At 43.3% G+C, this 24,718-nt stretch carries 15 protein-coding genes and 1 riboswitch; of the genes, 11 read left to right on the top strand and 4 right to left on the bottom strand.

All coding sequences use genetic code 11. The features are described from left to right. Positions 1-356 precede the first annotated feature (356 nt). The 6 genes from ABXS70_RS16465 to ABXS70_RS16440 all read left to right on the top strand — a co-directional run bounded on the left by ABXS70_RS16465 (position 357) and on the right by ABXS70_RS16440 (position 14,366). Positions 357-8,684 (top strand): immunoglobulin-like domain-containing protein, encoded by an 8,328-nt coding sequence (locus tag ABXS70_RS16465; protein WP_366289231.1) that lies wholly within the window; start codon positions 357-359, stop codon positions 8,682-8,684. Positions 8,685-8,847: 163 nt separating this feature from the next. After that, entirely contained in the window at positions 8,848-11,259 is a 2,412-nt protein-coding gene (locus ABXS70_RS16460; protein ID WP_366289228.1) for an excinuclease ABC subunit UvrA, read from the top strand. Between the two features lie 14 nt (positions 11,260-11,273). After that, positions 11,274-12,296 (top strand): serine hydrolase, encoded by a 1,023-nt coding sequence (locus tag ABXS70_RS16455; RefSeq protein WP_342555232.1) that lies wholly within the window; start codon positions 11,274-11,276, stop codon positions 12,294-12,296. Between the two features lie 84 nt (positions 12,297-12,380). Continuing rightward, positions 12,381-12,459: riboswitch (ZMP/ZTP riboswitch) on the top strand. A gap of 48 nt (positions 12,460-12,507) precedes the next feature. Further along, positions 12,508-13,107: a DJ-1/PfpI family protein gene (locus tag ABXS70_RS16450; protein ID WP_366289225.1), complete on the top strand. Its 600-nt coding sequence runs from the start codon at positions 12,508-12,510 to the stop codon at positions 13,105-13,107. Between the two features lie 15 nt (positions 13,108-13,122). Further along, positions 13,123-13,602, top strand: a complete 480-nt coding sequence (locus ABXS70_RS16445) for a GNAT family N-acetyltransferase (RefSeq protein ID WP_366289222.1) — start codon at positions 13,123-13,125, stop codon at positions 13,600-13,602. A 101-nt stretch (positions 13,603-13,703) separates the two neighbouring features. Further along, positions 13,704-14,366 (top strand): Type 1 glutamine amidotransferase-like domain-containing protein, encoded by a 663-nt coding sequence (locus ABXS70_RS16440; protein ID WP_366289219.1) that lies wholly within the window; start codon positions 13,704-13,706, stop codon positions 14,364-14,366. Between the two features lie 49 nt (positions 14,367-14,415). Here the strand turns inward: ABXS70_RS16440 and ABXS70_RS16435 are convergent, their stop codons facing one another. Further along, a complete protein-coding gene (locus ABXS70_RS16435; protein ID WP_366289216.1) occupies positions 14,416-15,354 on the bottom strand; it encodes an FAD:protein FMN transferase in 939 nt (312 codons plus the stop codon). Between the two features lie 9 nt (positions 15,355-15,363). Next, positions 15,364-16,293 (bottom strand): LysR family transcriptional regulator, encoded by a 930-nt coding sequence (locus tag ABXS70_RS16430; RefSeq protein ID WP_366289213.1) that lies wholly within the window; start codon positions 16,291-16,293, stop codon positions 15,364-15,366. Positions 16,294-16,471: 178 nt separating this feature from the next. Between ABXS70_RS16430 and ABXS70_RS16425 the strand changes: the two genes are divergently transcribed. From ABXS70_RS16425 to ABXS70_RS16405, 5 genes are all read left to right on the top strand, one after another. Continuing rightward, positions 16,472-17,089 (top strand): NADPH-dependent FMN reductase, encoded by a 618-nt coding sequence (locus tag ABXS70_RS16425; RefSeq protein ID WP_342555238.1) that lies wholly within the window; start codon positions 16,472-16,474, stop codon positions 17,087-17,089. Between the two features lie 13 nt (positions 17,090-17,102). Continuing rightward, on the top strand, positions 17,103-19,532 hold the full coding sequence (locus tag ABXS70_RS16420; RefSeq protein WP_366289209.1) for a flavocytochrome c: 2,430 nt from the start codon (positions 17,103-17,105) through the stop codon (positions 19,530-19,532). A gap of 256 nt (positions 19,533-19,788) precedes the next feature. After that, positions 19,789-20,598, top strand: coding sequence for a lysophospholipase (locus ABXS70_RS16415; RefSeq protein WP_342555240.1), 810 nt, complete (start codon positions 19,789-19,791; stop codon positions 20,596-20,598). Between the two features lie 48 nt (positions 20,599-20,646). Continuing rightward, positions 20,647-21,168 (top strand): MarR family winged helix-turn-helix transcriptional regulator, encoded by a 522-nt coding sequence (locus ABXS70_RS16410; protein WP_366289205.1) that lies wholly within the window; start codon positions 20,647-20,649, stop codon positions 21,166-21,168. A 228-nt stretch (positions 21,169-21,396) separates the two neighbouring features. Then, positions 21,397-22,767: an FAD-binding oxidoreductase gene (locus ABXS70_RS16405; protein ID WP_366289202.1), complete on the top strand. Its 1,371-nt coding sequence runs from the start codon at positions 21,397-21,399 to the stop codon at positions 22,765-22,767. An 86-nt stretch (positions 22,768-22,853) separates the two neighbouring features. Here ABXS70_RS16405 and ABXS70_RS16400 read toward each other — a convergent pair whose 3' ends face one another. Together ABXS70_RS16400 and ABXS70_RS16395 are read right to left on the bottom strand one after the other, a co-directional pair. Then, on the bottom strand, positions 22,854-24,254 hold the full coding sequence (locus tag ABXS70_RS16400) for a prolyl oligopeptidase family serine peptidase (protein WP_366289199.1): 1,401 nt from the start codon (positions 24,252-24,254) through the stop codon (positions 22,854-22,856). A gap of 144 nt (positions 24,255-24,398) precedes the next feature. Next, positions 24,399-24,695, bottom strand: a complete 297-nt coding sequence (locus ABXS70_RS16395; protein ID WP_366289196.1) for a putative quinol monooxygenase — start codon at positions 24,693-24,695, stop codon at positions 24,399-24,401. Positions 24,696-24,718: the final 23 nt, after the last annotated feature.

Here is a 24,718-nt window from a genome sequence, read left to right as displayed (position 1 = left end):
CTCGCATCCGTATTTGGAAGCGTTATCAAATTAACAAGCGCCCAACTATATATATTATGTTTATCTGGTGTTAAATCCTTTAATTTCAATGCAGAGTATATATTGGAATAAAAACGATTGATTTTAGGTATAGGGACAACGCTTCAGTCCACGTCAAAATTTCAAATTGAAATAAAAAAGTTCACGTTATTAACAAGATAGTACATTGAATTGAGATCTCTGAACACGTAATATGAGGAGGAATGTAAGCGTATTCATTTCAGGGTGGTCCTCTAGTTTCTTGAGTGAAGGGGTCTTGGTTTGAAAGCGAGCTATGGTTTTGTGTGCTTCTAATATTCAATGAGGGGAAGAATGCTATGCGAAAGCGAATGACAAACATCACTTTGGTTTTACTGTTGACCTTCAGCTGCTGTTTTAGTTTGGATATGCCATTTAGTAATCAAGCTTCAGCTGACCCAATTACACCAACGATGTTGGCGCATTATCCATTGCTTGAAGATGTATTGGATACATCAGGTAATGGCAAGCATGGAGCGGCTGTAGGCGACATTACGTATGCCGATGGTCTTACTCTGCCTGGAGGGACAGATAGCAATGCGAACTATGTGCAGCTTCCTACGGGCTTGTTTGATCATCAAGAAAATACAACGATTTCTGTATGGATGAAGAGTAACGCTGGACGCGGGAACCACGCAGCATTATTTTACGGTACGCCAGCAGCTGAAAATCAACTGCCAACGAATTACTGGCTGTTTAATCCATCGAATCCCAGTGGGGATTTTAAGTCCGTATTTACAGATCACGATAATGTGGACCAGCCTTGGACGACGGAGGTAGGCGTATCAGGCCCTTCTACGACACAGTATGAAGGTCAATGGGTTCACTATACAACGGTTATCACAGAAAGCTCTATTACAGGTTATATTAACGGAGTAAGTATAGGAACCGTCCCAAAAGAGAAAACAACAGCAAGCTTTGGCACGGATTTGCAAGCTTATATCGGTCGCTCCAATTATTTAGCGGATGCTGCTTTTGCGGGCAGCTTTCAGGATTTAAGAATTTACGGAGAGGCACTACGTAGTGAAGATATCGCTGGAGTATATGAACAATCGCTCGATGAAAAGCAAATACAACAAAGTAAAAAAGAACTGACGTTAGGGGACCTATCCGCCGTTACAGAATCGCTTGAACTTCCTTCTGCCGATAAGTATGGTGCAGTGATCTCGTGGACTTCCAGCGATGAGAGTGCGATTAGTCCAACGGGAGAAGTATTCTTACGAGAAACGGAGCAGCAAGTGACCTTAACGGCAACCATTTCTTTGGGTGGGAACCAAGCAGCGAAGGAGTTTATCGTCACCTTATTACCTGAGGATAGCTCTATTGAGCAGATCGCCGTTAAGGGGGTTTCGCTTAATAAACCTACACTTCGTTTATCCGTGGGGGACAGCGAGACATTAGTTGCTGCAATTTCACCATTCAATGCGACCAATAAAAGAGTTATCTGGACATCTAGTGATTCCAGTGCAGCAAATGTCGATTCGGTGGGTAACGTTACAGCGGTTAGTGAAGGTACAGCTACCATTACGGTACAAACGGAGGATGGAGGCTATGTGGCTGAATCATCCATTACCATTACGGTTCAAGATAAGTCGCTAAATGATGATTTGCTTCTTCATTACAACATGAAAACAACTGCAGAGGTAGAGGGTCAACTCGTACTGAAGGATATCGCCAACAAGCAAGTTACATTTGATGGGATATTTAAAAATCCAAACAATGGACAATTCATTTCTAACCGTGAGGTTGGTTTTATTTCCTTCAATGGAGGAAGTTCTACATCCAATAGTGGATATGTTGAGATTCCTAAGGGCTCCAATGGAATGGATCTATTACAAGGCCTGAATGAGATTACCGTATCTTCCATCGTGAACTGGACGAATGATGGTACGAATCGCTGGATTTTCGGTTTGGGTACGGTGTTAACACCGGAAACGAACAAATATTTTTTCGTAACCCCACGTCACGGAAGTGGATCGGGCAATATGATTGCTGCGGGTATATCTAAAAATGGCTGGCCGAACGAAGCGTTAGTTACAGGCAGTGCAAACTCCAACCTAATCGCCGGACAGTGGAAGCATGTAACGGTGTCCTTCTCCGAAGCCAGCAGCAGGATCACATTATTCGTGGATGGCGTAAAGGCTGCTTCAGGTAATGCGAACGGACTAAAGCTGTCAGACATCATTAATCCGAATTCTATGTTCTCCGGTTTCATCGGTAAATCAATCTTTACGAACGATCCATATTTTCAAGGAAGCGTAGCTGATTTCCGAGTATATAATAGGGCATTGACGGAGCAAGAAGTGGGCGAGTTATATCAACAAGAAGCCGTAACTCACATCTCTCAAATACGTCAGCTTACAGTTGATGATGCAGCGAATCAACTTAGCATAGATAGTTACTTGGACGAGGCAGATCAGAGTGCAGATAAAATAACGAAAAATGTTACCTTACCGACAAGCGGTAAAAACGGCGTGAGTATCACCTGGAGTTCCAGTCAGCCTGCAGTTATTTCTAACAGCGGCGCTGTAGAACGTCCAAATGCTCAAGCAAGTGATGTTCAAGCAGAACTTACGGCTGTTTTAACGTATCAAGGCGTATCTACATCGGCTGTATTCCCTGTTACGATCTTGAAGCAATTCGATGACCAGCAGAAGGTTGATCTGGATGCTGAACAATTAGAGATCTACAATGCGGATAACGTTAAAGGCAACTTACGTCTTGTCACTACAGGAGAACAAGGCTCCACCATTACGTGGACATCTAGCAGACCTACCGTTGTTAAAGGCACGGCTGAAGCGGCCGGTGATGCTGCACAGCTGGGCTGGGTAAACCGTCAAGCTGCGGATATGTCCGTTTCGTTAACAGCTACAATTACAAATGGCTCAGCTTCTAAAGAGCGAACATTTGACCTTACCGTGAAAAAAGCAGCTGCGCCAGTACAGCTTGATGCGTACTTCTTTGCTTACTTTACAGGTGAATATGAGGGTGGTGAAGAAATCTCCTTCGCTACAGCAGAAGATCCATTGTACTGGAAAGCGCTCAATAATGGGAAGTCGATCCTTCAATCGAATATGGGTGAAAAGGGACTTCGTGATCCATTCGTTATTCGTTCAGCAGAAGGTGATAAATTTTATATGCTGGCAACCGATTTGAAAATGGGTGAGAGCACCAATTTCGACCAGGCTCAAATTACGGGTAGCCATTACATGATGATCTGGGAGTCGGAGGATCTCGTTAACTGGAGCGAGCAGCGAATGGTCAAGGTTGCTCCCAAGACAGGAGGAAATACGTGGGCGCCAGAAGCGATCTATGATCCTGCAACCGGAGAGTATATCGTATTTTGGGCTTCATCAATGAAAAATACAGAGACATACGGTGATTATAACGGGAGACCCGCAGGTCAGTATAATGTGATGTATTATGCAGCAACACGAGATTTCTATAACTTTTCAGAGCCAAAGGTCATGATTGATGAGTCACTTCCAACCATTGATACGACGTTTATTGAGCATAACGATATGTTGTATCGATTTACCAAATCAGAAGTCAATACCAAAGTGTATGTGGAGAAAGCACCAAATTTCTACTATGACAAGGACGGTTTTGCTGCCAATGGCCTTCAATACGACGCTGTTCCGGGTACACGTGATAACAAACTTGGCTTGATCGGAAAAAATGGAAACAACGAAGGACAAACGATATTTAAGGATATTCATCAAGACAAGTGGTATCTGTTCCTGGATTCATGGCCTTATCATGTACGATATACAACAGATCTGGATAGCAGCAAGCAATATATTAATAATGTATTAAGCAGTGATCAATATGCACTTCCGCCAGGACCAAGGCACGGAACGGTGATTCCAATCTCGCGTGTGGAGTATGATACTTTGCAAGACAAGTATGCTTCGAAGGGACCGGCACCATCAACAGACCCGGTTGTACATTACTCATTTGATGCAAATACTGTGAATGGTACAACGTTGGACGATATTTCGGGGAATGGCCATCACGCAACACTGGTAGGTGGAGCAGCCATTAATGAAGAGGATCGTATCGGTAAAACGGGTGCTTCGCTAGAGCTTAATGGGTCAACAGGATATGTGAAACTGCCCGATAACCTGATTCAATCTTTGAATCTGGAGAAGGCTACGTTCTCTACATGGGTTCAAATGAACAAAAATCAAGCCAATCAGAGAATATTTGATTTTGCTTCCGAAACAGGCAGACAGGTTAACCGCAACACCATGTACTTGAGTACTCAAGGCGATACAGGTAGTCTGGAGTTCGCTGTCGTAACCCCTTTTACAGAGAAATTTAGCAATGACAGCACGAGACTCGGAGCAGATTATAAATATGCATTGCGAAATGCTGGATTATTACCAACGAAGACTTGGCAGCATATTGCCATTACTATGGATGAATTTGAGGCAGTACTCTATCTGAATGGGCATGAGGTTAAACGCAGCTCGACATTTAATGTTGAGCCCAGAATGTTACTGGAAACAACGATGAATTATATTGGTAAATCGAGAAATAGCTCTGATCGTTTGTTTGATGGTAAATTGGATGACTTCCGTATTTATAATCGTGCATTATCTGGTCAAGAGATTGCAGCATTAGCGGATGAAGACGTTACTCCTCCAGTAGAGCAGCCATCCGGGGCTGAGCTCATTCTACACTACGATATGAATGATATCGATCGTGCGACTGCAACGGTTATTGACCAAACCGGAAAATTCAACGGAAAATGGGTGAATCCCTCTAAGGCAGAATGGATTCGTACGGAAGATGCTGGTGTGCTGAGCTTTAATGGGGGGAGAGCAGACTCCTATGTAGAGCTGCCACAAGGAATTCTCGACGGATTAACGGATATCACCGTTTCATCGATTGTGAATTGGAGCGGTAACAACGCTGCGGAGTGGTTGTATGCATTAGGAAGAACAAACGATAATACGCACTATACGTATTTCACACCACGTTATAACGCTAACGGTCTAGCGCGTTTAGGCATCGCGACGAATGCCTGGAATAATGAGTCCTCAACTTCGACCACAGGCTTAAAGAATAATGAATGGAAAGTAGTAACGACTGTTGTTTCAGGCAAGGATGGTACACTAACCATTTATATTGATGGTGTTGCTGTTGCATCAGGCTCAACGAATGGAATGACGCTAGAACAAATAAAAAATACTTCAGGCAGCAGTGGAACCATCGGGAAGTCATTTTATGTAGCTGATCCATACTTCGGTGGGTTGATTGCAGACTTCCAAATCTATGATGGTGCTATGACGGCAGCAGATATTACAACCCTTAAGGCTCGTGCGGATCGGAAGATTGCTTCGATGAAGGGCATGCTTGTATCGGGTGCGACAGATAAATTAACGATCAATGATCTGCTTGCTTCGAATACATCCAAAGATTCGATTACAAGTAATGTAACTTTGCCAACAGCTGGTGCGTATGGCACAACAATAAGCTGGACAACGGATAAGAGCAATGTGATCTCAACTACAGGTGTCGTGACTAGACCAGATAACGCAGCTGGCGATCAAGTTGTAACGTTAACAGCGGTATTTACAGATGGTACAGAGACAAAAATCAAAACCTTTACGTTGATGGTTAAAGCATTGCCGAGCGATGCCAATGCTGTAGATGAAGCAAAAGCGGCACTAGTTGTTCATAACATTCAGGATGTAAGAGGTCATCTCTCCTTACCGTCATCTGGATTATATGGATCAACGATTACTTGGTCTTCCGTTCAACCAAACGTCGTTTCAGTGACTGGTGAAGTGCAGCGTCCTGCACATGGTAGTGGAGATGTAGACGTGAAGCTCACAGCTGCAATTACATTAAATTCAGCATCCACTACGAAGGAGTTTATTGCCAAGGTCAAGGAACGGCCTGCCGATGAAAAATATGCAGGATACTTCTTCACCTATTTTACTGGGGAAGGTACTTCAACGGGTGAGCAAATTTACTTTGCACTAAGTGAAGGTAATGATCCGTTAAACTGGCGAGAATTGAATGAGGGTAAACCTGTACTGACCTCTGCCTTAGGGGAGAAGGGAGTACGTGATCCATTCATTATTCGTTCGCCTGAAGGCGACAAGTTCTACATGATCGCCACCGATCTGAAAATTAACGGCAATGGTGACTGGGGCAAAGCACAGACATGGGGCAGCCGTTCCATTATGGTGTGGGAATCGAATGATCTCGTCAACTGGACAGATCAACGCATGGTAGAGGTTGCACCGGAAGAAGCCGGTAATACCTGGGCACCAGAAATCATGTACGACAAGACAACAGGTGAATATATCGTATTTTGGGCATCAAGAATGTTTGATGATGCATCCCATACCGGTAACGCTTATCAACAAATGATGTATAGCAAGACAAGAGATTTCTATACGTTTACTGAACCGAAAGTATATTTGGATTATGGGTATTCCATCATTGACACCACAATGATTGAACATGATGGTAAAGTGTATCGTTTTACGAAGGATGAACGAGACAACGGAGCTATTGCTCCATTTGGCAAGATGATTTTCCAAGAGATGGGTGACTCGATCTTAGATCCAACCTTCAAAATGCTTAATCAAGGTGTGGGTAACATGAAATGGGTTGAGGGACCGACGATCTTCAAATCGAATACAGAAGAGAAGTGGTATTTATTCGTAGATGAGTTTGGTGGAAGAGGTTATATTCCATTCGAGACAACCAATCTTGCATCAGGTGTCTGGACATTATCTTCGAACTACAACTTACCAGCTAGTCCACGTCACGGAACGGTCATTCCGATTACACAAAGTGAGTATGATGCACTCAGTGGGAAGAACGTATCTGTTAGCGGAATTAGCTTGGACAAAACGACATTGTCCATCGTAGAAGGTCAATCAGGGCAATTGACAGCTACGATCACACCGGCAAATGCAACGAAAAAGGAAGTAAAATGGAGCTCAAGTAATCCAGCTGTAGCGACTGTAAGTGCGACAGGTCGAGTAACAGCGGTGGCACCAGGAACAGCAAGCATTACAGTAACTACAGTAGATGGTGGTATATCATCCAACGCTACAGTAACGGTGACACCACTGGTTGAACCGACTGCGCCAGAAGAAGTGACCGGAACAAGCGTAATAGCGGGTAATCAGAAGCTGACTTTGAAATGGAGTAATCCTGCAAGCGATCTAGTCGCAATTAAGATTACAGGTCATGGAAATACAGAGTTTAAGACGGTAACGCTGAATCATGTGGCTAGCAGTTATGAAATCACAGAACTTGCAAATGGCACGCGTTATGAATTCCGTATTACTACGGTAAACTTAGCGGGGCAAGAATCGGCAGGGGTTGTGGTATCGGGAACACCACAAGCACCAAGCAGTGGTAATGGAGATGGTGGCGGTGGTAGTGGCGGTAACATCCCTGCACATACAGTACCGCCAGCTTCTACAGGTGGAAGTGAACCAGTGGTGATGGACAACGGTCAGATAAACATTAAGCCAGTTGTTAATGAGAACGGTGCTTCTATAGTGAAGCTAAGTCCTGATACGGTGAAGCGTGCACTTGATCAAACGACAGGTGATAAGCTACAGGTACAACTTGAAGGAGATCAAAGCTTGAACGAGCTAATCGTTGAGCTAGCGGTAGATCCCCGCTTAACAAGTGCAACTTCTAAGGTAGGTCACATCGAGATTAACACAGGATCAGCAGTCGTAACGTTGGCTACCGAACGGCTTGGAACAGAAATAAGCGCAGGGAAAACGTTAGGATTGTCGATCAAGAAAATATCGTCTAATCAACTGCCAGCTGGCACAGAAGCTAGGATGAATGGTGAGGTCGTATATGATATCAAGCTAAAGATAGATGGTACGAAGCTTACGGCTTTTGATGGTAGAGATGATCTCGTGATTGCATTGCCATATACGCTGAAGGCTTCTGAGAATCCAAACAACATCATCGTATACGATGTAAAGGGCAACGGAGAGCTGAGAGTCGTGATGAATGGTAGATACAATGCAGGGACAGGTCAAGTAGAGTTCAAACCAACGATTCTAAGTAAATATACGGCAGCGTATGTTACAGCGAGCTTTCAGGATGTGACCCAGGGCTGGGCGAAAGATGCGATCTCGGCATTGAGAGCAAGAGGCGTTGTAAAGGGTATAGGCGACGGCGAGTTTAACCCGAAAGGTCAGGTGACAAGAGCAGCATTCATCACCATGCTGATGAATGTGCTGGAGTTATCGGATGAGAGCGCAGCAGCAAGCTTTAGTGATGTGGAGCAAGGAGAATGGTACTATCGAAATATCGCAATCGCGCAGAAGCTGGGGATTGTGAACGGGAAACCAGATGGTCGTTTCGGAGTTCATGAGAACATTACGCGAGAAGATATGGCCGTTATGGTATACAAAGCGATCCAAATGAAGCAACTAAAATTACCAGATCATGAAGCTATAGCTTTCAAGGATAAAGCAAACATCGCAAACTATGCGAAGCAAGCGGTAGAGACAATACAGGGAGCAGGCATCATAAACGGTGTAGGTAATGATGAGTTTGCACCGAAGAAAACGGCTAACCGTGACGAAGCAGCAATGATGATCTATAATTTATGGAGTTTGATGTAGGCTTGTTAAAAATAGGTCAGTGGCTATGAATTGAATTTGATTAAAGGCTCCATACTAAACAACCCGCTAAACACAAGGATTTCAGAGTGTTTGGCGGGTTGTATTATTCATCAAAAGAGCAGTACAATGAATGAAAAATACTCTATACTAGGACTGATTAAAAATGAAATTTATAGAGGTTAGGAATGCCCGAAAACATAATCTGAAAAATATAAACGTAACCATTCCAAAAGGGAAGCTCACTGTAGTGACAGGAGTCAGTGGGTCAGGGAAATCGACATTTGCTTTTGATATCCTCTATGAGGAAGGACGTAATCGTTACCTTCAATCGATCGGCTTTTTTGGACAAACCAATCAAGAAGACCACTTTGACGAGATTACGGGTCTGTCACCAACGATTTCAGTTGAACAAAGAATTATTCGGCAATCGAATCCACGTAGCGTAGTAGGAACACGTACATATATCAGTCAATTATTGGGACAACTCTTCTCACTTGAAGGGCAAATGACTTGCTCAAGATGCAATACTACACTTGATTACAATCTATATTGTGAGAAGTGTGGGATTCAGGAAAGCAGACTAACTCCTCCCTATTTTTCTTTTAATACAGGACTCGGAATGTGTTTAGATTGTCGAGGTCGAGGATATAGTTTCGAATTAATGAGAGATAAGATTGTACCAAATAAAAATAAAAATGTACTAGAAATATGCAGAGGTTTAGGTTTTTTTGGGAAGTCACTACTAGCTCAACTTAGTAACTTTGCAAACATCAATAATATAGACCTTACACTGCCATTTTGTCGTCTTTCTGATGAAGCTCAACAATTCATTTATTATGGAATGCATGATGTATTTGAAGGTCTGTTACCTTGTATACAAAGAAGAATGAGTTCTACGGTTCGAGCACGAAGCGTAGGAGAAACTCAATTTTGTTCAAGAGTAACTTGCCCAATTTGTATGGGGTTTCGAATTGGAGAAGAAGCTCGCAGAGTGACTATAAATGCCAAGCATATCGGTCATTTAGGGAACATGAGTATCCATGAGCTTAAAGCTTTTTTAAGCGATACTATACAATCAGGACAGATATCTTCGAACGGTAAAGCGATTATAAACCTAATTATTAGACGACTTCATCTTCTTATTGAACTGGGCTTGTCTCATCTATCGATAAATAGAAGTTTACCATCTTTAAGCGGAGGGGAGATTCAGCGACTTTTTCTCATGTATCACATCGAGTCTGCCTTTGATTCGTTAACCTATATTTTCGATGAACCCACTTCTGGTCTTCATGAAATTGAGAAGGAATTGATTATTCATAAATTAAGGGGAATACAACAAGCGGGGAACACCGTTATTGTAGTAGAACATGATCCTATGATGATTAAGGCTGCGGATTATGTGTTGGAACTTGGACCACAAGCTGGTGAAAAAGGGGGGGGAGTTGTTTTTCAAGGCTCCGTCGAAGATATGTTACAAGCAACACAATCGATTACAGGAAAATATTTATCAAAGCAATATGATTTGCCAAGAAAAGAAGAGAACCACTATCGAAGAGTTACCGATATTACGCCAAAACTTACGCTTAAGAATGTAAGTGTTCATAATCTTAAAAATTTTACGGTTAATATCCCCTTAGGTTTGCTAATAGGTGTTACGGGGGTGTCTGGCAGTGGAAAGAGTTCCTTGATATCAGATACATTGGTTCCCCTTTTAAAACAGCGTTTTAAAAAGTCAACAGATATTAATGATGATGAAAACGACTCTGAAGGTTGTAGTGAATTAATAAGCTGTGAACTAGAGGGATATGGGGAGTTGAAAGGCTGTATTGCCGTATCTCAGTCCCCAATTGGAAGACATAAAACATCTATCCCTGCAAGCTATATTGGAATATGGGATAAAATACGTTTGGTATTTGCTTCACAGCCTTTGGCTGCGGAGAGAGGTTACAGTCCCGGACACTTTTCATTTAATTCTTCTGATGGACAATGTGAAAAATGTAAGGGTGAGGGAACCGTACAATTAATAGGCGAGGTTACTCGCGAATGTTCTGAATGCAATGGCAGAAGATACAAAACTGAAATTCTGGAAGTGAAATATGAAGATAACAATATATTCGATATTCTAAATTCTTCAATAACGGATGCTGCAAAAATATTTAAAAATGATCGATCGATTGTGCATATGTTACATACTCTTGAGCGTGTAGGAATGGGCTATTTGAAGTTAGGGCAGCCAACTCCTTCTCTAAGTGGCGGTGAAGCTCAGAGAGTAAAACTGGCGAAAGAACTGGGTCATATTCGAAAATCAAATATGCTCTATGTTCTTGACGAACCAACTACTGGCCTAGGTTATTCAGATATTTCTAAATTAATGTTATTAGTAGAAGATTTAACTCAAAAAGGGAACACGGTCATCGTTATAGAACATGATCCAGAGTTCCTGTCATTCTGTGATTGGATTATTGAACTGGGACCCGGAGGTGGAGACAAGGGGGGATATGTAATTGCTCAAGGATCACCCTGGGATCTAATGAATAATAAGGAATCGATAATCTCGAAATATCTAAAATTATGAATTAGGGAGAGATCATGCAAGATTCTAAAGAATACAAATCAATACCACGAAGCTATTGGCCAACGGATGATTGGCAGACTTCCGCCCCAGAAGAGAAAGAAATGAATGAAGATATTCTTGCAAAAGCTAATAATTACATTCTCGAGAACTTTAGTAATGTAAACAGTTTGCTTGTAATTAGAGATGGTTTTATTGTTAATGAACGGTACTTTAATGGATTTAATGAGAAAGACTTAATGGATATGAGGTCTGTGACCAAAAGTTTCACTTCGACATTAGTTGGAATTGCAATTCATGAAAAATATCTATCTGGTGTTGATGAGAAATTAGGGGATATATTCACTGAATACATTTCTGATCGAACTTCTTTAGCGGGACAAACCTCTATTGAGCAATTGTTGACAATGTGTTCAGGTTTTTATTGGCAAACCGATCGTTGGTTAGTTGAAAGAATGACAGATCGATTGATTCGCAGTAATGACTGGGTCGATTTTATCTTAAGACTACCTGTTAACCCTGCCTTAAAGGGGAGCTTTCAGTATAAAAGTCCGGATTCACATTTATTATCTGCCATAGTAGCTAAAGTAACGAATCAAGAAGTTGAACAATTTGCTGACAAACACCTTTTTTCTCCTCTTGGTATTCGAAAGAGAACTTGGCTCACTGACCCTAAGGGAATTCCATATGGAGCATGTGACTTAAAGTTATTATCACGGGATATGGCGAAGCTAGGATATTTATATCTGAATAACGGAGTTTGGGATAATAAACAGATCATTTCTTCTTCTTGGGTTAAAGATTCTACCAGTGAAAAAAGTGGTGGGTCGGAGTCAATCGGAACGTACGGATATCATTGGTGGATAAGCGAGGAAAGAGGTCATAAGGTTTTTTTTGCAGCAGGTGCGGGAGGCCAATACATTTGTTGTGTTCCTGAACTGGATATAGTCGTTGTTATCACGGCAAAGGTTGCTGCACGAAATTGGAAGAATCCAAGATCAATCATTCGTGACTTTATTATTCCATCCGTTACAAGATAATTATCCTTTGTGTAAAGCTGTTATATGATCAGTACAGAAAATACTTGTAGTCGTCTAAATGTTCAGATTATAATGAAGTAAATATTTGGTATGTGTAACTGGCGTAACGTGGAGAACCACGAGGAAGCACATATTTCATATGCCGTACGCCTGGGCGAAGTATCTGGTCTTAGACCGGATACTTTTATTTATTTTATGGGAGATGAAGACGATGGAACAGATAAAACGAGCAAGAAATGCAGCTATATTCATTTTTGAACAGGTTGAACCTTTGGATTTTGCAGGACCGTACGAAGTCTTTATCTCAGGAAGTAACAGGGGGCAGGATTTCAATGTTTACACTGTCGCGGAAAATAACGGTCCGATCCAAACCTTGGGAGGTCTAAGCATCAATCCAGCGTATACTATTGATAATTGCCCTAATCCCGATATATTGGTGATTCCTGGAGGTTGGGGTTCAAGAAAAGAAATGAATAATGAAACGGTTACGAATTGGATTCGAGAGATATCAAATGATGTAGAGGTCATTTTGTCTGTCTGTACTGGAGCCTTGATTTTAGCAAAAGCCCAATTATTAGATGGTTTAAAAGTGACAACCAATCGCTTAGCTATGGACGAATTAAGGCATATTGTACCTGCTTCTACTGAAATCATGGAAGAGGCCCGCTATGTCGATAATGGGAAAATTGTATTATCCGCGGGCATATCTGCTGGTATGGATGCTGCGCTGTATGTTGTAGAAAAATTATTAGGCGAAGATAGAGCTGTAAAAACTGCAGAGCTTATGGAATATGATTGGAAGATGGCTTGAAACGGGGGGATCCATGTGCATATTCGTCTGCTGGAACATAAAGACCAAATTAACATAGAAAAAATAATGAGTGAATATCCTCTACAATTTCCTACGTTTATCATTGATCAATATCCTGTACGTTGGTCAAAGTTTTTAGTTCCGAGGGAAGAAAACGATGCAGAAGGATACTACGTTGCGATTGGTGATAATGATGAAACCATTGGTCATGCAGGTTATTTATATAATGAAGAGTTAGGATTATACGAGATCGTGGGAGTAGTGGTAAAGAAGGGGGCCCAGCGGCAGGGGATTGGTGCGGCTTTGATCAATACGATTTTAGAAACAATAAAAAAAATGAATGAGAAAGAAATTATTCTTTACACACTAGGTCATGTTGGAAATGAAGATACAATCCAATTTTATAACAATATCGGATTTGAATTGGCAGCTTACGAAAGGGATTTTTTTAGAACGGATTACCATAGAGTCACTTTCACTAAAACGTTAAGCTAACTGTAAATGATATTGATTTTCGTTTAAATGATGTCCTCAAGTTCTATCTTTTAGATAGAGAATAAAAGCTCATAAATTTATACATATGGAGGTAATACAGTTTGAGTACTCACTATTATTTCAGTTGGTTTAATGATTTTTTTCCAGAGAAACTGGTCGAACGATTGCAGGAGGATATTGCAGATAGGAAATCGCTTGTGATGATTAGCGCTCAGCCGTCTGATGATGAAGATGAGCAGGTGAACTTTGAGGATATTACAGAATGGACATGGTTAACTCAGGCAAACCTCCATTTTGTTGAATATCATTTCATTGATTACCGTATTCCGAAAGAAAAGGCTCAGCAGCTCATTCAGAAAGCCTCTGTCATTTTTCTGTGTGGGGGAGATCCTGTGCAGCAGCATGAGTTTTTGGCGGAATATGAACTAGCCGATATGATTAAGAACAGTAATGCCATTATCATCGGTGCAAGTGCAGGTGCATTAAATATGGCTGCAAAATGGATATCTTCGAATGATATTACCCCTGAGGATGAAACAACTACGATATATGAGGGGTTGGGCTTTGATCATTTTGCCTATGAATCTCATGCTGGACGCAGCTACGATACGTTTGTTGAAGGTTACCTGTTTCCGCTATCTGAAGAGATGGATGTTTATGCGGCAGAACAGGAAAGTGCTATTCGTGTAAAGGACGGTAAAATAGATATTTTAGGTCCTGTATATGTAATCTCCGAATCTAAGATTCAGAAACGGAAAGGATAGAAAAAAACCTGAGAAAGCGAAGCGTTCGCCTGAAAGTTTTCGCATCATCTTAACTTGATACGGGATGGATTCTCCCCTTTAGATTGTCGGTGAAGGCCAGATTTCCATCGGTCGTGATGACGGCAGCCTCAATATGCTTCATTTGATTTACTTTATGAATAATAGAGGCCGCATCGAACCCGAACAATTCTGTCGTATAGATGTCGCAGTCCAGCGATTTATCCGCAATAATGGTTAATGAAGCGACATTACATTCGATGGGATAGCCCGTTGTACTGCTGAATATATGATGGTACTGCTGTCCATTCTTTTCTAAAACGCGCTCATATATGCCTGAGGTTACGACGGATTGTTCTCTGATGCTGACGAGTGCTGCTGCGTTTCCTCTGGGCAAAAAGGGGTTCTGTATGCCAACATTCCAGTGACTGGACCCGGAAGGGGAATCGCCATGAACGAGTACGTTCCCGCCCATATCGACCATTGCGGCATCAGCTCCATTTTTCTTGAAAAATGCCATAACCTGATCCGCGAAATAACCTTTAGCGATAGCTCCAAGGTCGATCTCCATGCCTTTTTTTAATAAATGCACGGTTTGCTGCTCATCATCAAGCTGAATGTTTTCAGGATTCAACAGCTCCAGAACCTTCTTGATCGCGGCATCCTCTGGCACATGTGCTTCGCGAAAACCAATTCTCCATAATTTAATCAAGGGACCTATGGCAATATTCAGAAAAGAACCTTCGTTCATACTGTGTTCCTTACCTATTTTGATAAGATCATACAATTCCTTGTCCACTTTGAGAGGATCGGCTGCGGCTTCTCTTTTAAGCACAGCAAGCTGTGAATGATCACTGTTGGCACTAAACACGTTCTCATAGCGGAACAGCATATTCGCGGCTTCCCCGGCAAGCCCTTCAGCATCTGTCCCTTTGATATAAAGGGATATTTTAGTTCCCATAAGCGGGATTGTTTTCGTAAAAGTATTCATGACAGCCTCCTACACCGCACATTGCTGCCCGTGATTGAGAAAGGTATGGATGAGATCATGATCATCACCGGACAGTTTTCTTTCCCCATGATGTGCTATAAAATAATCCAGACTCATCTTATCGATCGGGATCGGATAGATGTTGTATTCCGAGGCACACTCATCGATATGCACACTTTCAGGAACAATCGTTACGCCCATATTATGCTTTGCAAGCTTTAATACGGTGCGAATCTCATTGCTTTCCATCACGATGCTGGGCTGGATTTTGTACACACTTAACAATTGATCGATCTGTTTACGGATGGCAGAACCTTTAGACGTTAGAATGAGCTTTTGACGCAAAATGGTGCTGATATCAAAAGTCCCCTCTGGAATGACTGCAGCATTGTTCCGGTATAGTTCAGAGCAGCGCGGAATAACAGCCCGGTAACGGTGTCTGCCCCAACTAACGGAGTTCAGGTTCGGAGATATGCTGCTCGAATTTTGTCCGATCCAGAAGTCGAGCTCATGATTTTGGAGACGCTTCTCATTTTTTTCAGGTATATCCTCTACAAGGTTTATTTTATAAGCAGGATGAAGCTTTAAAAAATCAGGTAAAAAAAGAGGCGTTAAATAAGAACCGAGGCTCGGAAGAATCCCGATTCGCAGTATCCTGCTGCCGATATCCGATACATATGAGATTTCTCTCACCAGTTTCGCGTAGCTGTGCTCAAGTGAAGTCAAATACTGATAATATATTTTTCCCTGCTCGGTTAGTCGATAGGGCAGCCTGCTGCGAGTGATCAGTTCACAATTCAACTGACTTTCCACTTTTTTAATCACCTTTGTCAGGTAGGGCTGCGAAATATAAAGTGACTGGGCGGCTTTGCTGTAATTACTGTATTTCAGGAGGCTGTCGATGTAACATAAGATATCCTGAGATTCTAACTTAGACATGTCCCTCACCCTTTGTGAAAAAAATAACAAACTTTGAATTTGAGCTGATTATAACAAATTGGTTATCAAACTGCAATGAATAACTATTAGATCATTTCACCTCTGATATGATAGAGTTATGCCGAAAGAACGAGTCTGACATGTACGAACATCATTTCTGAATGACAGAAGGGGGATTATGATGAATTATTTAGCTATCGTAGGCACGAATTCGGATGTATCCACGAACCGCATGCTGCTCCAATTTATGCAAAAACATTTCTCGAATGAAGCCAAAATTGATTTATATGAAATTAAGGATTTGCCCGCATTCATTGAAAAAGAGGATATAGAGGATGCTGAGGTTGACATTCCCGAGCAGGTAAAAGACCTTTCGGATCGAATCACCAAAGCTGAAGGCGTGATTATTGCCACTCCGGAGTATGATCATGCCATCCCTGCCGTTCTGAAAAGTGCGCTGGAATGGATCAGCTACACAACTCAAACCTTGAAGAACAAACCTGTTATGATCGTAGGTGCTTCACACGGCTCACTGGGTTCTTCCAGAGCCCAGGCACATCTCAGACAAATTCTGGATTCACCTGAGCTTGGTGCAAGATTAATGCCCAGCAGCGAATTCCTTTTGGGGAAATCACAGAGTGCATTTGATAACAGCGGCAGTCTGATCAGTGCTGAGAAAGTAGCGGAGCTTGAGGAGATTTTCAGGGAGTTTGTTCTGTTTACAGAGATCACTACGGAGCTGCTTTCCAAAAGGACGTTGAAGAAAAAAACGAAAAAATTCTCCTGGCAGGAGTAGGGGGCTAACTACAATGAAAATCATAGCGATCGTAGGCACAAATGCAAAGAAATCGTATAATCGCATGCTGCTTCAGTTTATGAAAAAACATTTTGAGTCCAGAGCAGCCATTGAAATTCTTGAAATCGCGGACGTACCAATGTTTAATCAATCCGATAACCAAACGAACAGTGAAATCATACAAACATTTAATGAGAAAATTATCGCAAGTGACGGAGTTATTATTGCAACTCCTGAATATAACCATTCCATTCCTTCATCCCTTAAGAGTGTGCTTGAATGGTTGAGCTTTGAGCTGCATCCGCTTGCGGGTAAACCCGTGATGATTATTGGTGCGTCACAGGGAACACAAGGCTCCTCGCGTGCGCAGCTGCATCTTCGTCAAATTCTGGATGCTCCGGGTGTTGAAGCTAACGTGATGCCAGGGTATGAGTTTTTGCTTGGAAGTGCACATAAAGCGTTTGACGAGTCAGGCAATCTGAATCAAGAAGGAACGATCGATTTCCTGGAGGTATGTTTCCTGCGCTTCCTTCGTTTTGCCAAAATTTCCAATCAGCTCAATCAGGAAGAGGAGTTCACCTATAATCCGGGTGTATATGAGGTCAATGCCATTGGTCACAGCGGCAAGCTTCCCATGAAAGTATCCTTTAGTGAAACTCGTATCGAAAGCATTGATATTGATGCGAAGGGGGAAACCGAAGGCATCGCCGATGTCGTTTTTGTACGAATTCCGAATAAAATCATCGAAGGCCAGACGTTGAATGTGGATGCACTTTCAGGTGCTTCTGAGACCAGTAATGCTGTCATTGATGGTGTAGCCAAGGCGGTTAAGCTTGCCGGAGTGAACCCTGACATTCTGAAAAGACGTCCAAAACCTGCCAGCAGCCAGATGAGAGAAGACGAGGAATACACTTGTGATGTGGTGGTTGTAGGTGGGGGCGGTGCCGGTTTAAGTGCTGCTGCTGTAGCTTTACAGCAAGGCGCGAGTGCGATTGTTCTTGAGAAATATCCGGCTGTGGGCGGAAACACGATCCGTTCAGGCGGGCCTGTCAATGCGGCAGATCCCGAGTGGCAGCAGCAGTTTAACGAGAATCCGGGGGAAAGACAGACGATTGAGAATTTATTAAGTACGGACGAGAGCTTGATCCATCCCGAATATATAGATGATTTCCATGCTCTGAAAGCGGAGTTTACAGCGTATCAGGAAAAGTTCGGCACACAAAAGGCACATTTGTTTGATTCACCACTGCTTCACAGAATGCAAACCTATTTTGGCGGCAAACGAACCGACTTGAATGGCAGCACAATCTACGGACAATACGATCTGGTCAAAGTCCTTACGGACAACGCTCTGGAAAGTGTACATTGGCTTGAGGATATCGGGGTTGAATATGATAAAAGTATTGTATTTGCTCCAGTGGGTGCCCTTTGGCGGCGCGGTCATAAACCGGTGAAAAGTTATGGTTCTGCATTTATCATCGCACTCAGCCAATATGTAGAAGAGAATGGCGGAAACATTATTACAGATACGCCTGTCAAACAGCTGATCATTGAAGATGGGAAAATTACAGGTGTAATCGCTGCGGGTGTTAATGGTCAAAAAATCACCGTGCATGCCAAAGCAGTTGTACTTGCAAGCGGCGGTTTTGGTGCAAATACACAAATGCTTAAGGAATATAACACATACTGGAGCCACATTGACGATGATATCAAAACGACGAATTCCTACGCGATGACGGGTGACGGCATATCGCTTGGCAAAAGTGCAGGAGCAGCACTGACAGGCATGGGTTTCACTCAAATGATGCCAGTCGCTGACCCGGAAACGGGCGAACTCTTCAGCGGGCTGCAGGTACCCCCTGAGAACTTTGTAATTGTTAACAAAAAGGGAGAACGATTTGTAAATGAATTTTCGGGTCGAGATGTTTTAACCAAAGCGGCTATTGAGCAGGGCAGTTTATTTTACCTGATTGCTGATGATGAGATCAAGAAAACCGCAGCGAATACAAGCCAGGAGAAGATTGATCGGCAGGTAGAAGCAGGTACTCTGTTTAGAGCGGATACGATTGAAGAACTGGCATTGAAAGTAAATATGGACCCTCAAGTTCTCAGAACGACCATTGATAAGTATAACTCTTATGTGGATGCGGGCTTTGACCCAGAGTTCCATAAAGATACATTTAGCTTGAAAGTCGAGAAGGCTCCGTTTTATGCTACACCTAGGAAGCCTGCAGTTCACCACACGATGGGCGGTATCAAGATTGACACGAAAACTCGTGTTCTGGATGAGAACGGCCAACCTATTGCCCATCTGTATGCTGCCGGCGAAGTAGCGGGAGGTATACATGCAGGCAATCGTTTAGGCGGTAACGCCTTGACCGATATCTTCACATTTGGACGGATTGCTGGTAAAACGGCTGTTGAAGAAATGAAAGGTTTATAAGCACTAAACCGCTAAGCACAATGTGTTTCAAGTGTTTGGCGGTTTTTTTATATTTTGTGAAGTCTTATAAGAGCTAATTAAAGCTTTTGAAAGCGCTTGATTTTTTTGTGGACAAGAGCATAGATCGGATGGTATATTGTTTCCGTAAGAAACAATATTATTTTTGATGGACATTATATCACGTGTTCTTGGTAAAGCCTTAAGGAAATGATCTTTCGGGCTTGCGCCTGGACACCACAAAAAGGACGGGATAAAGATGACTAAAATGGAGACAACGATCAAATCCTTTGATGGTACACAGCTTTATTTCAGTAAGGATACGGTAGAACATGCGAAGGCAGCTGTAGTTATCGTGCATGGATTGGCTGAGCATGCCAGCCGCTATGATTATTTGACAGAGAAGCTGAATCATCGTGGATTTAACGTATACCGTTTTGACCATCGAGGTCATGCCAGATCGGAAGGACCGCGCACATTTTACAGTGACTTTCATCATCTGATCGATGATGTGAACGCTGTCGTGGAGACGGCACTGCAGGAGAGCGGCGATACACCGCTGTATATTATCGGACATAGTATGGGCGGCTTTGCTTCTTCATCGTTCGGCACGAAATACCCGGGTAAAGTGAAGGGCATCGTTTTATCGGGTGCACTTACCCGTTTTAATACAAAGGTGGTCGGAGAGCTGCCGATGGCTCTGCCTTCAGGCACGTATTTTCCAAATGAACTTGGCAGCGGAGTTTGCAGCGATCCTGAAGTTGTATCCGCTTACGCGAATGACCCGTTGGTAGAGAAACAGATTTCTGTAGATTTATTTAACAGCCTGGGTTATGGAGTGGAATGGCTTAAAGAACATGCGAAGCAGTTTGTCGATCCGGTGCTTGTACTGCATGGAGCGAATGATGGGCTGGTCAGTGAAAAGGATTCCCGTGATTTTTACGGCGATATCGCTTCGACGGATAAAACGCTGAAAATCTATGCACATCTCATGCATGAAATCTTTAATGAAACGGCACGGGACGAAGTGATTGAAGAAGCGATCTCATGGATTGAAAAACGAATCTGATTTCAGTAGAGTAATAGAGAGAGAATTCGAAGACGAAAGGGATTACGCATGAAATTAGATTGGATGGGTGACCATCGGGAGCTTGTCGAGAAGATTATCAAGTATGGCAATGCTTATTCCAACACCTACAAACTGCAGCGAAGCTATGGAACCGATATGACGTTCTCTGCTTCCCAGATTCAGACGCTTGAGTATATTCTGGAAGCAGAAGATCAGGAAGAGAAGATGTCCGAGATGGCCGCCCGTTTGGGCGTAAGCCGCAGTACATTTTCCAAAAACGTGAAAAACCTGACCGAAAAAGGGCTGCTTGAAAAATATCATTTGAGCGGGAATCGCAAAGATATTTACGTCAAACCTTCAGCCAAAGGCCGCGAGGTATACACGAAATATACGACATTTGTCCGCGAGCTGTGTTTCGATGATATCTTTAAGCTGGCCGATCAGATTACGGAGGCGGACAAAAAAAGCTTTATTCGCATCATGGATCTGTTTGCAGATGTGCTCGTCTGGTATGGTGAAAAGGAACAAGAACCGCGCAGGCTCATCAAAATTGAGCAGGTCAGCGAGTAGTTTACATGGAGGCAGCTGGTTTGGCGAATATCCAATCGCTTTAAAAGTTCCGAATGCCTCGTTATTACAATGAATAGTTTTTTCCTCCAGGTTGTCTATCAGCTTGGGGGATTTTTTTGCTTACCGGACAGCCTACAGCCCATTCCCTCCGCGCATGTCGGTCATACAGTATACAATGCCTAATGCAAAAGAGCTGTAAAACCATCCATAATGCAGGGAGTGGGACGTGTGACAACAAAAACTAAACCAAAACAAACGACCAAACTTACCGGACGTGTAATCTTTAAAGGAGACCCGGGCTATGAAGCGGCACGTAAAAACTGGGACCCTCATACCGACAGGTATCCAAAAGTTTTCGTTTTTGCTCAAAAAACGAAGGATGTCTCCAATGCCATCAAATGGGCTCGTGAAAACAATGTACCGATCCGGCCGCGAAGCGGGAGACACGCGCTTGAGGTTAACCTGTCACAGGTGAACGGGGGTATCGTCATTGATGTAAGTGATCTGAACACCATCAAGCTCAACAAAGCAGCAGGCACGGTAGTTGTTGGGGCAGGGAACCGGGTGGGGAGAATTGCGCATACACTTGCACGTCAGGGATTTATCGCGCCATTTGGTGACAGCCCTACGGTTGGAATAGGAGGTATTACTCTAGGAGGCGGCATCGGACCACTTCAGCGGACCATTGGTTTGATCAGTGATAATCTGCTGGAATTTGAGATGGTCGATGCGAACGGAAAGATCATTCGTGCGAGCAAAAAAAGCAGCGCAGATCTCTTCTGGGCATCGCAGGGCGGGGGCGGAGGTAACTTTGGCGTGTATACCCGCTACAAATTCAAAGTTCGTCGTGCGCCAGCGAGAGCGACGGTATATCGGATTACGTGGCCATGGGCTCAATTCGAGAAGGTGCTGAAAGTGTGGCAAAAATGGGCTCCATCAGTGGATACCCGTCTGGGGAGCGAACTGTCCATTGGGCCTAAAAAGGGCGGCAATGTAAGCATGGAAGGACTTTTTCTGGGGTCCAAAACAGAAGCGCTCCGGCTGTTAAGGCCGCTCACGAGTACGGGAACACCTTCACAGACGATCATCCGCTCCGTCCCGTACACGGAAGCCGTTACGTTTCTGCTGCCTCCTGACCCCGTGCTGACCCAAAGATACAGCAACCAGTTCTCCTCTGGCTTTGGCCGAAAAACGTTCCCGGATCAGGCAATCAAATCCATGCGAGAGTTTCTGGAACATGTAGAAGGAGAGACTGCCGGATTCTTTTTCCTGAACTGGGGTGGTGCCGTCAGCCGTAAATCTCCTAAGTCAACCGCATTTTACTGGCGCAAAGCGAAGTTCTACGTCGAATGGAACAGCTCATGGACCAAACCGTCTCAGGCCGCTAAAAATATAGCGATCGTGCGTAACACCCGCAAAAAATTACAACCTTATATTGTTGGGTCATACATTAACGTACCGGATCAAGGGATTAAACGTTCAGGACCTGTATATTACGGGGCAAACTACGCCAGATTACGCAGAGTCAAAGCGAAGTACGATCCCCAAAACGTGTTTAACAATCCGCAGAGCATTCCGCCGGCACGCGGTCTGAAATAAGATGCATGAAAATGATGCAGTTGAAAAATGGAATTCATAGAAAAGGAGCCGCTAACTGCGGCTCCCGGACTGACTCTCCCTATAAATTATTTCTTTTGGTTCGCGAGCCACTCCATAAGCGTTACGGCTTTCCCCTTGATTTTCACAGGTTTACCGTTGAAGTCTTTGGAAATGTCATTATTTAGAACCGGAATCCAGGACCAGTGCCCATTGTATTCGTATGGAGCATGATCACCGTTCCCTTTGGTATATAGACCGCTCATATCCAACACCTTATCGAAATAGGAATAATGAACATTTTTGGCTCCTGCCGCAATCAATCGTTTGTAGGTAGCTGTTGAAGTTCTGGAGGTATCTACCGTCTGATCAGCCCCTGCAGCTGTGAACCAGATGGGGATATTCTTCAGCTTGGCGATATCCTGTTTGGATAACAAGGAATCCTCGTATGCTTCTGCGGAAGGATATGCGGCTGCGAAATAATCCGGATTCGCGAGCAGCATGTTCAGGGTCATAAATCCGCCATTAGAGCAGCCTCCGATGTAAATGCGGTCCGTATCAATATCAGATGAATACTGCTTTACATACTGTTTGATCAATGCGGTTAAAGACTGGGTATACATACTTTTTCCGTCTTTGGTATACTGTCCGGTTCCGTCGTTCATCCAGAATGTTGGTGTCTGCGGAACCAATACAGCAGCATCACCGAAATAGTTCTGAATGGATTTATCGGCCAAGGCCGTTACTTTATTACCCAGCAGGGCAATCCTTGGATCGGTTCCCCCTTCACCGGCACCATGCAGCCAGATGATCAGCGGTTTTTTCTTGCTGGTTTCGGGCAAATAAGAGGCATAGGTCAGATGGATCTGACCAAACTTGGGGTCCTTGTAGCTGAATTTACCAGATGTATCAAGCATATCTACACCTTGTTCGATAACGGTATGCGGCGTGTCTGGTCGTGTAGTTAAATGGTCAACGCTGCTGCCTGTATGATCCTGAAGTGATTTTTGCTGAATAATAGTATACTGCAGGTCTGCATAACGGTTGGTGAACGTTTGAAGATCAAATGTAAATGGGCTCGCTGTGACCAAATCAGGATGCACTCTCATCTCGAGCGTAATATACTGACCCGTGGGCTTGGAACTTCTATGGCCATCTTTGTCTGAGAGGTAAGCATCTTCAATGGTCCTGCTGCTGCTGTCTGATCCACTATACTTTTGCTGCGTTTGCATATGAATCGCAGGATAACTTCGTTCAGCAAGAACTTTAAACGAGTCTTTGTTAAGGGTATCTCCTTGAATGGCTGTGCCTGTGTCTAAAATGATCTTGTACACTCCCGGGCCCCAATCATAACCTTTAGTTACGAGGGAATAGGAGAGAGGAGAGCGACTTTCGGCATAATTGTTTGCGCTTACATTAGTGGAGACGAGAAGAGAGGAAGTTAAGGCGAGAGCCAGGAAACCTGAAAACAATCCTTTTTTCATATTCATCAGCGTATACCTCCAAACGTATTATGTATGCAGCCTCACCATTGTACCACTTTCAATCTGACCAAGGGAAACGAAAAAAAGTTCGAGAATCATCTTGAGATGATCCCCGAACGGCTCTTTTTGGATATTGAATCCTTGCTGCTGTTATTGTTTAACAGCTTCTCCAGCGAAAACTTCAACGTTCATCGGAGCAGCCATGAATGCTGCAGCCTGTTGAACAAACGCTTGGAAATGAGCACTTGAGTTGTGAGCAGCCGTTGCTGCTTCGTCTTTCCACAGCTCGATCATCGTGTAGCTTTGCTCACGTTCTGTGCTTTTCACGAGATCATAGCTGATGTTGCCTTCTTCCTCACGTGTAGCTGCAATCAATTCTTTGGCAGCAGCCAAAAAAGCTTCTTCTTGAGCGGCTTGTACTTGCAGATGAGCATGAATGATAATCATAGTGAAAACCTCCGTGTTTGTAA

The sequence above is a fragment of the Paenibacillus sp. AN1007 genome (assembly GCF_040702995.1).
GTDB lineage: Bacteria > Bacillota > Bacilli > Paenibacillales > Paenibacillaceae > Paenibacillus.
The sequence above is the reverse complement of the archived record's forward strand: the minus strand, read 5'-3'. Positions and strand labels throughout refer to the sequence as shown.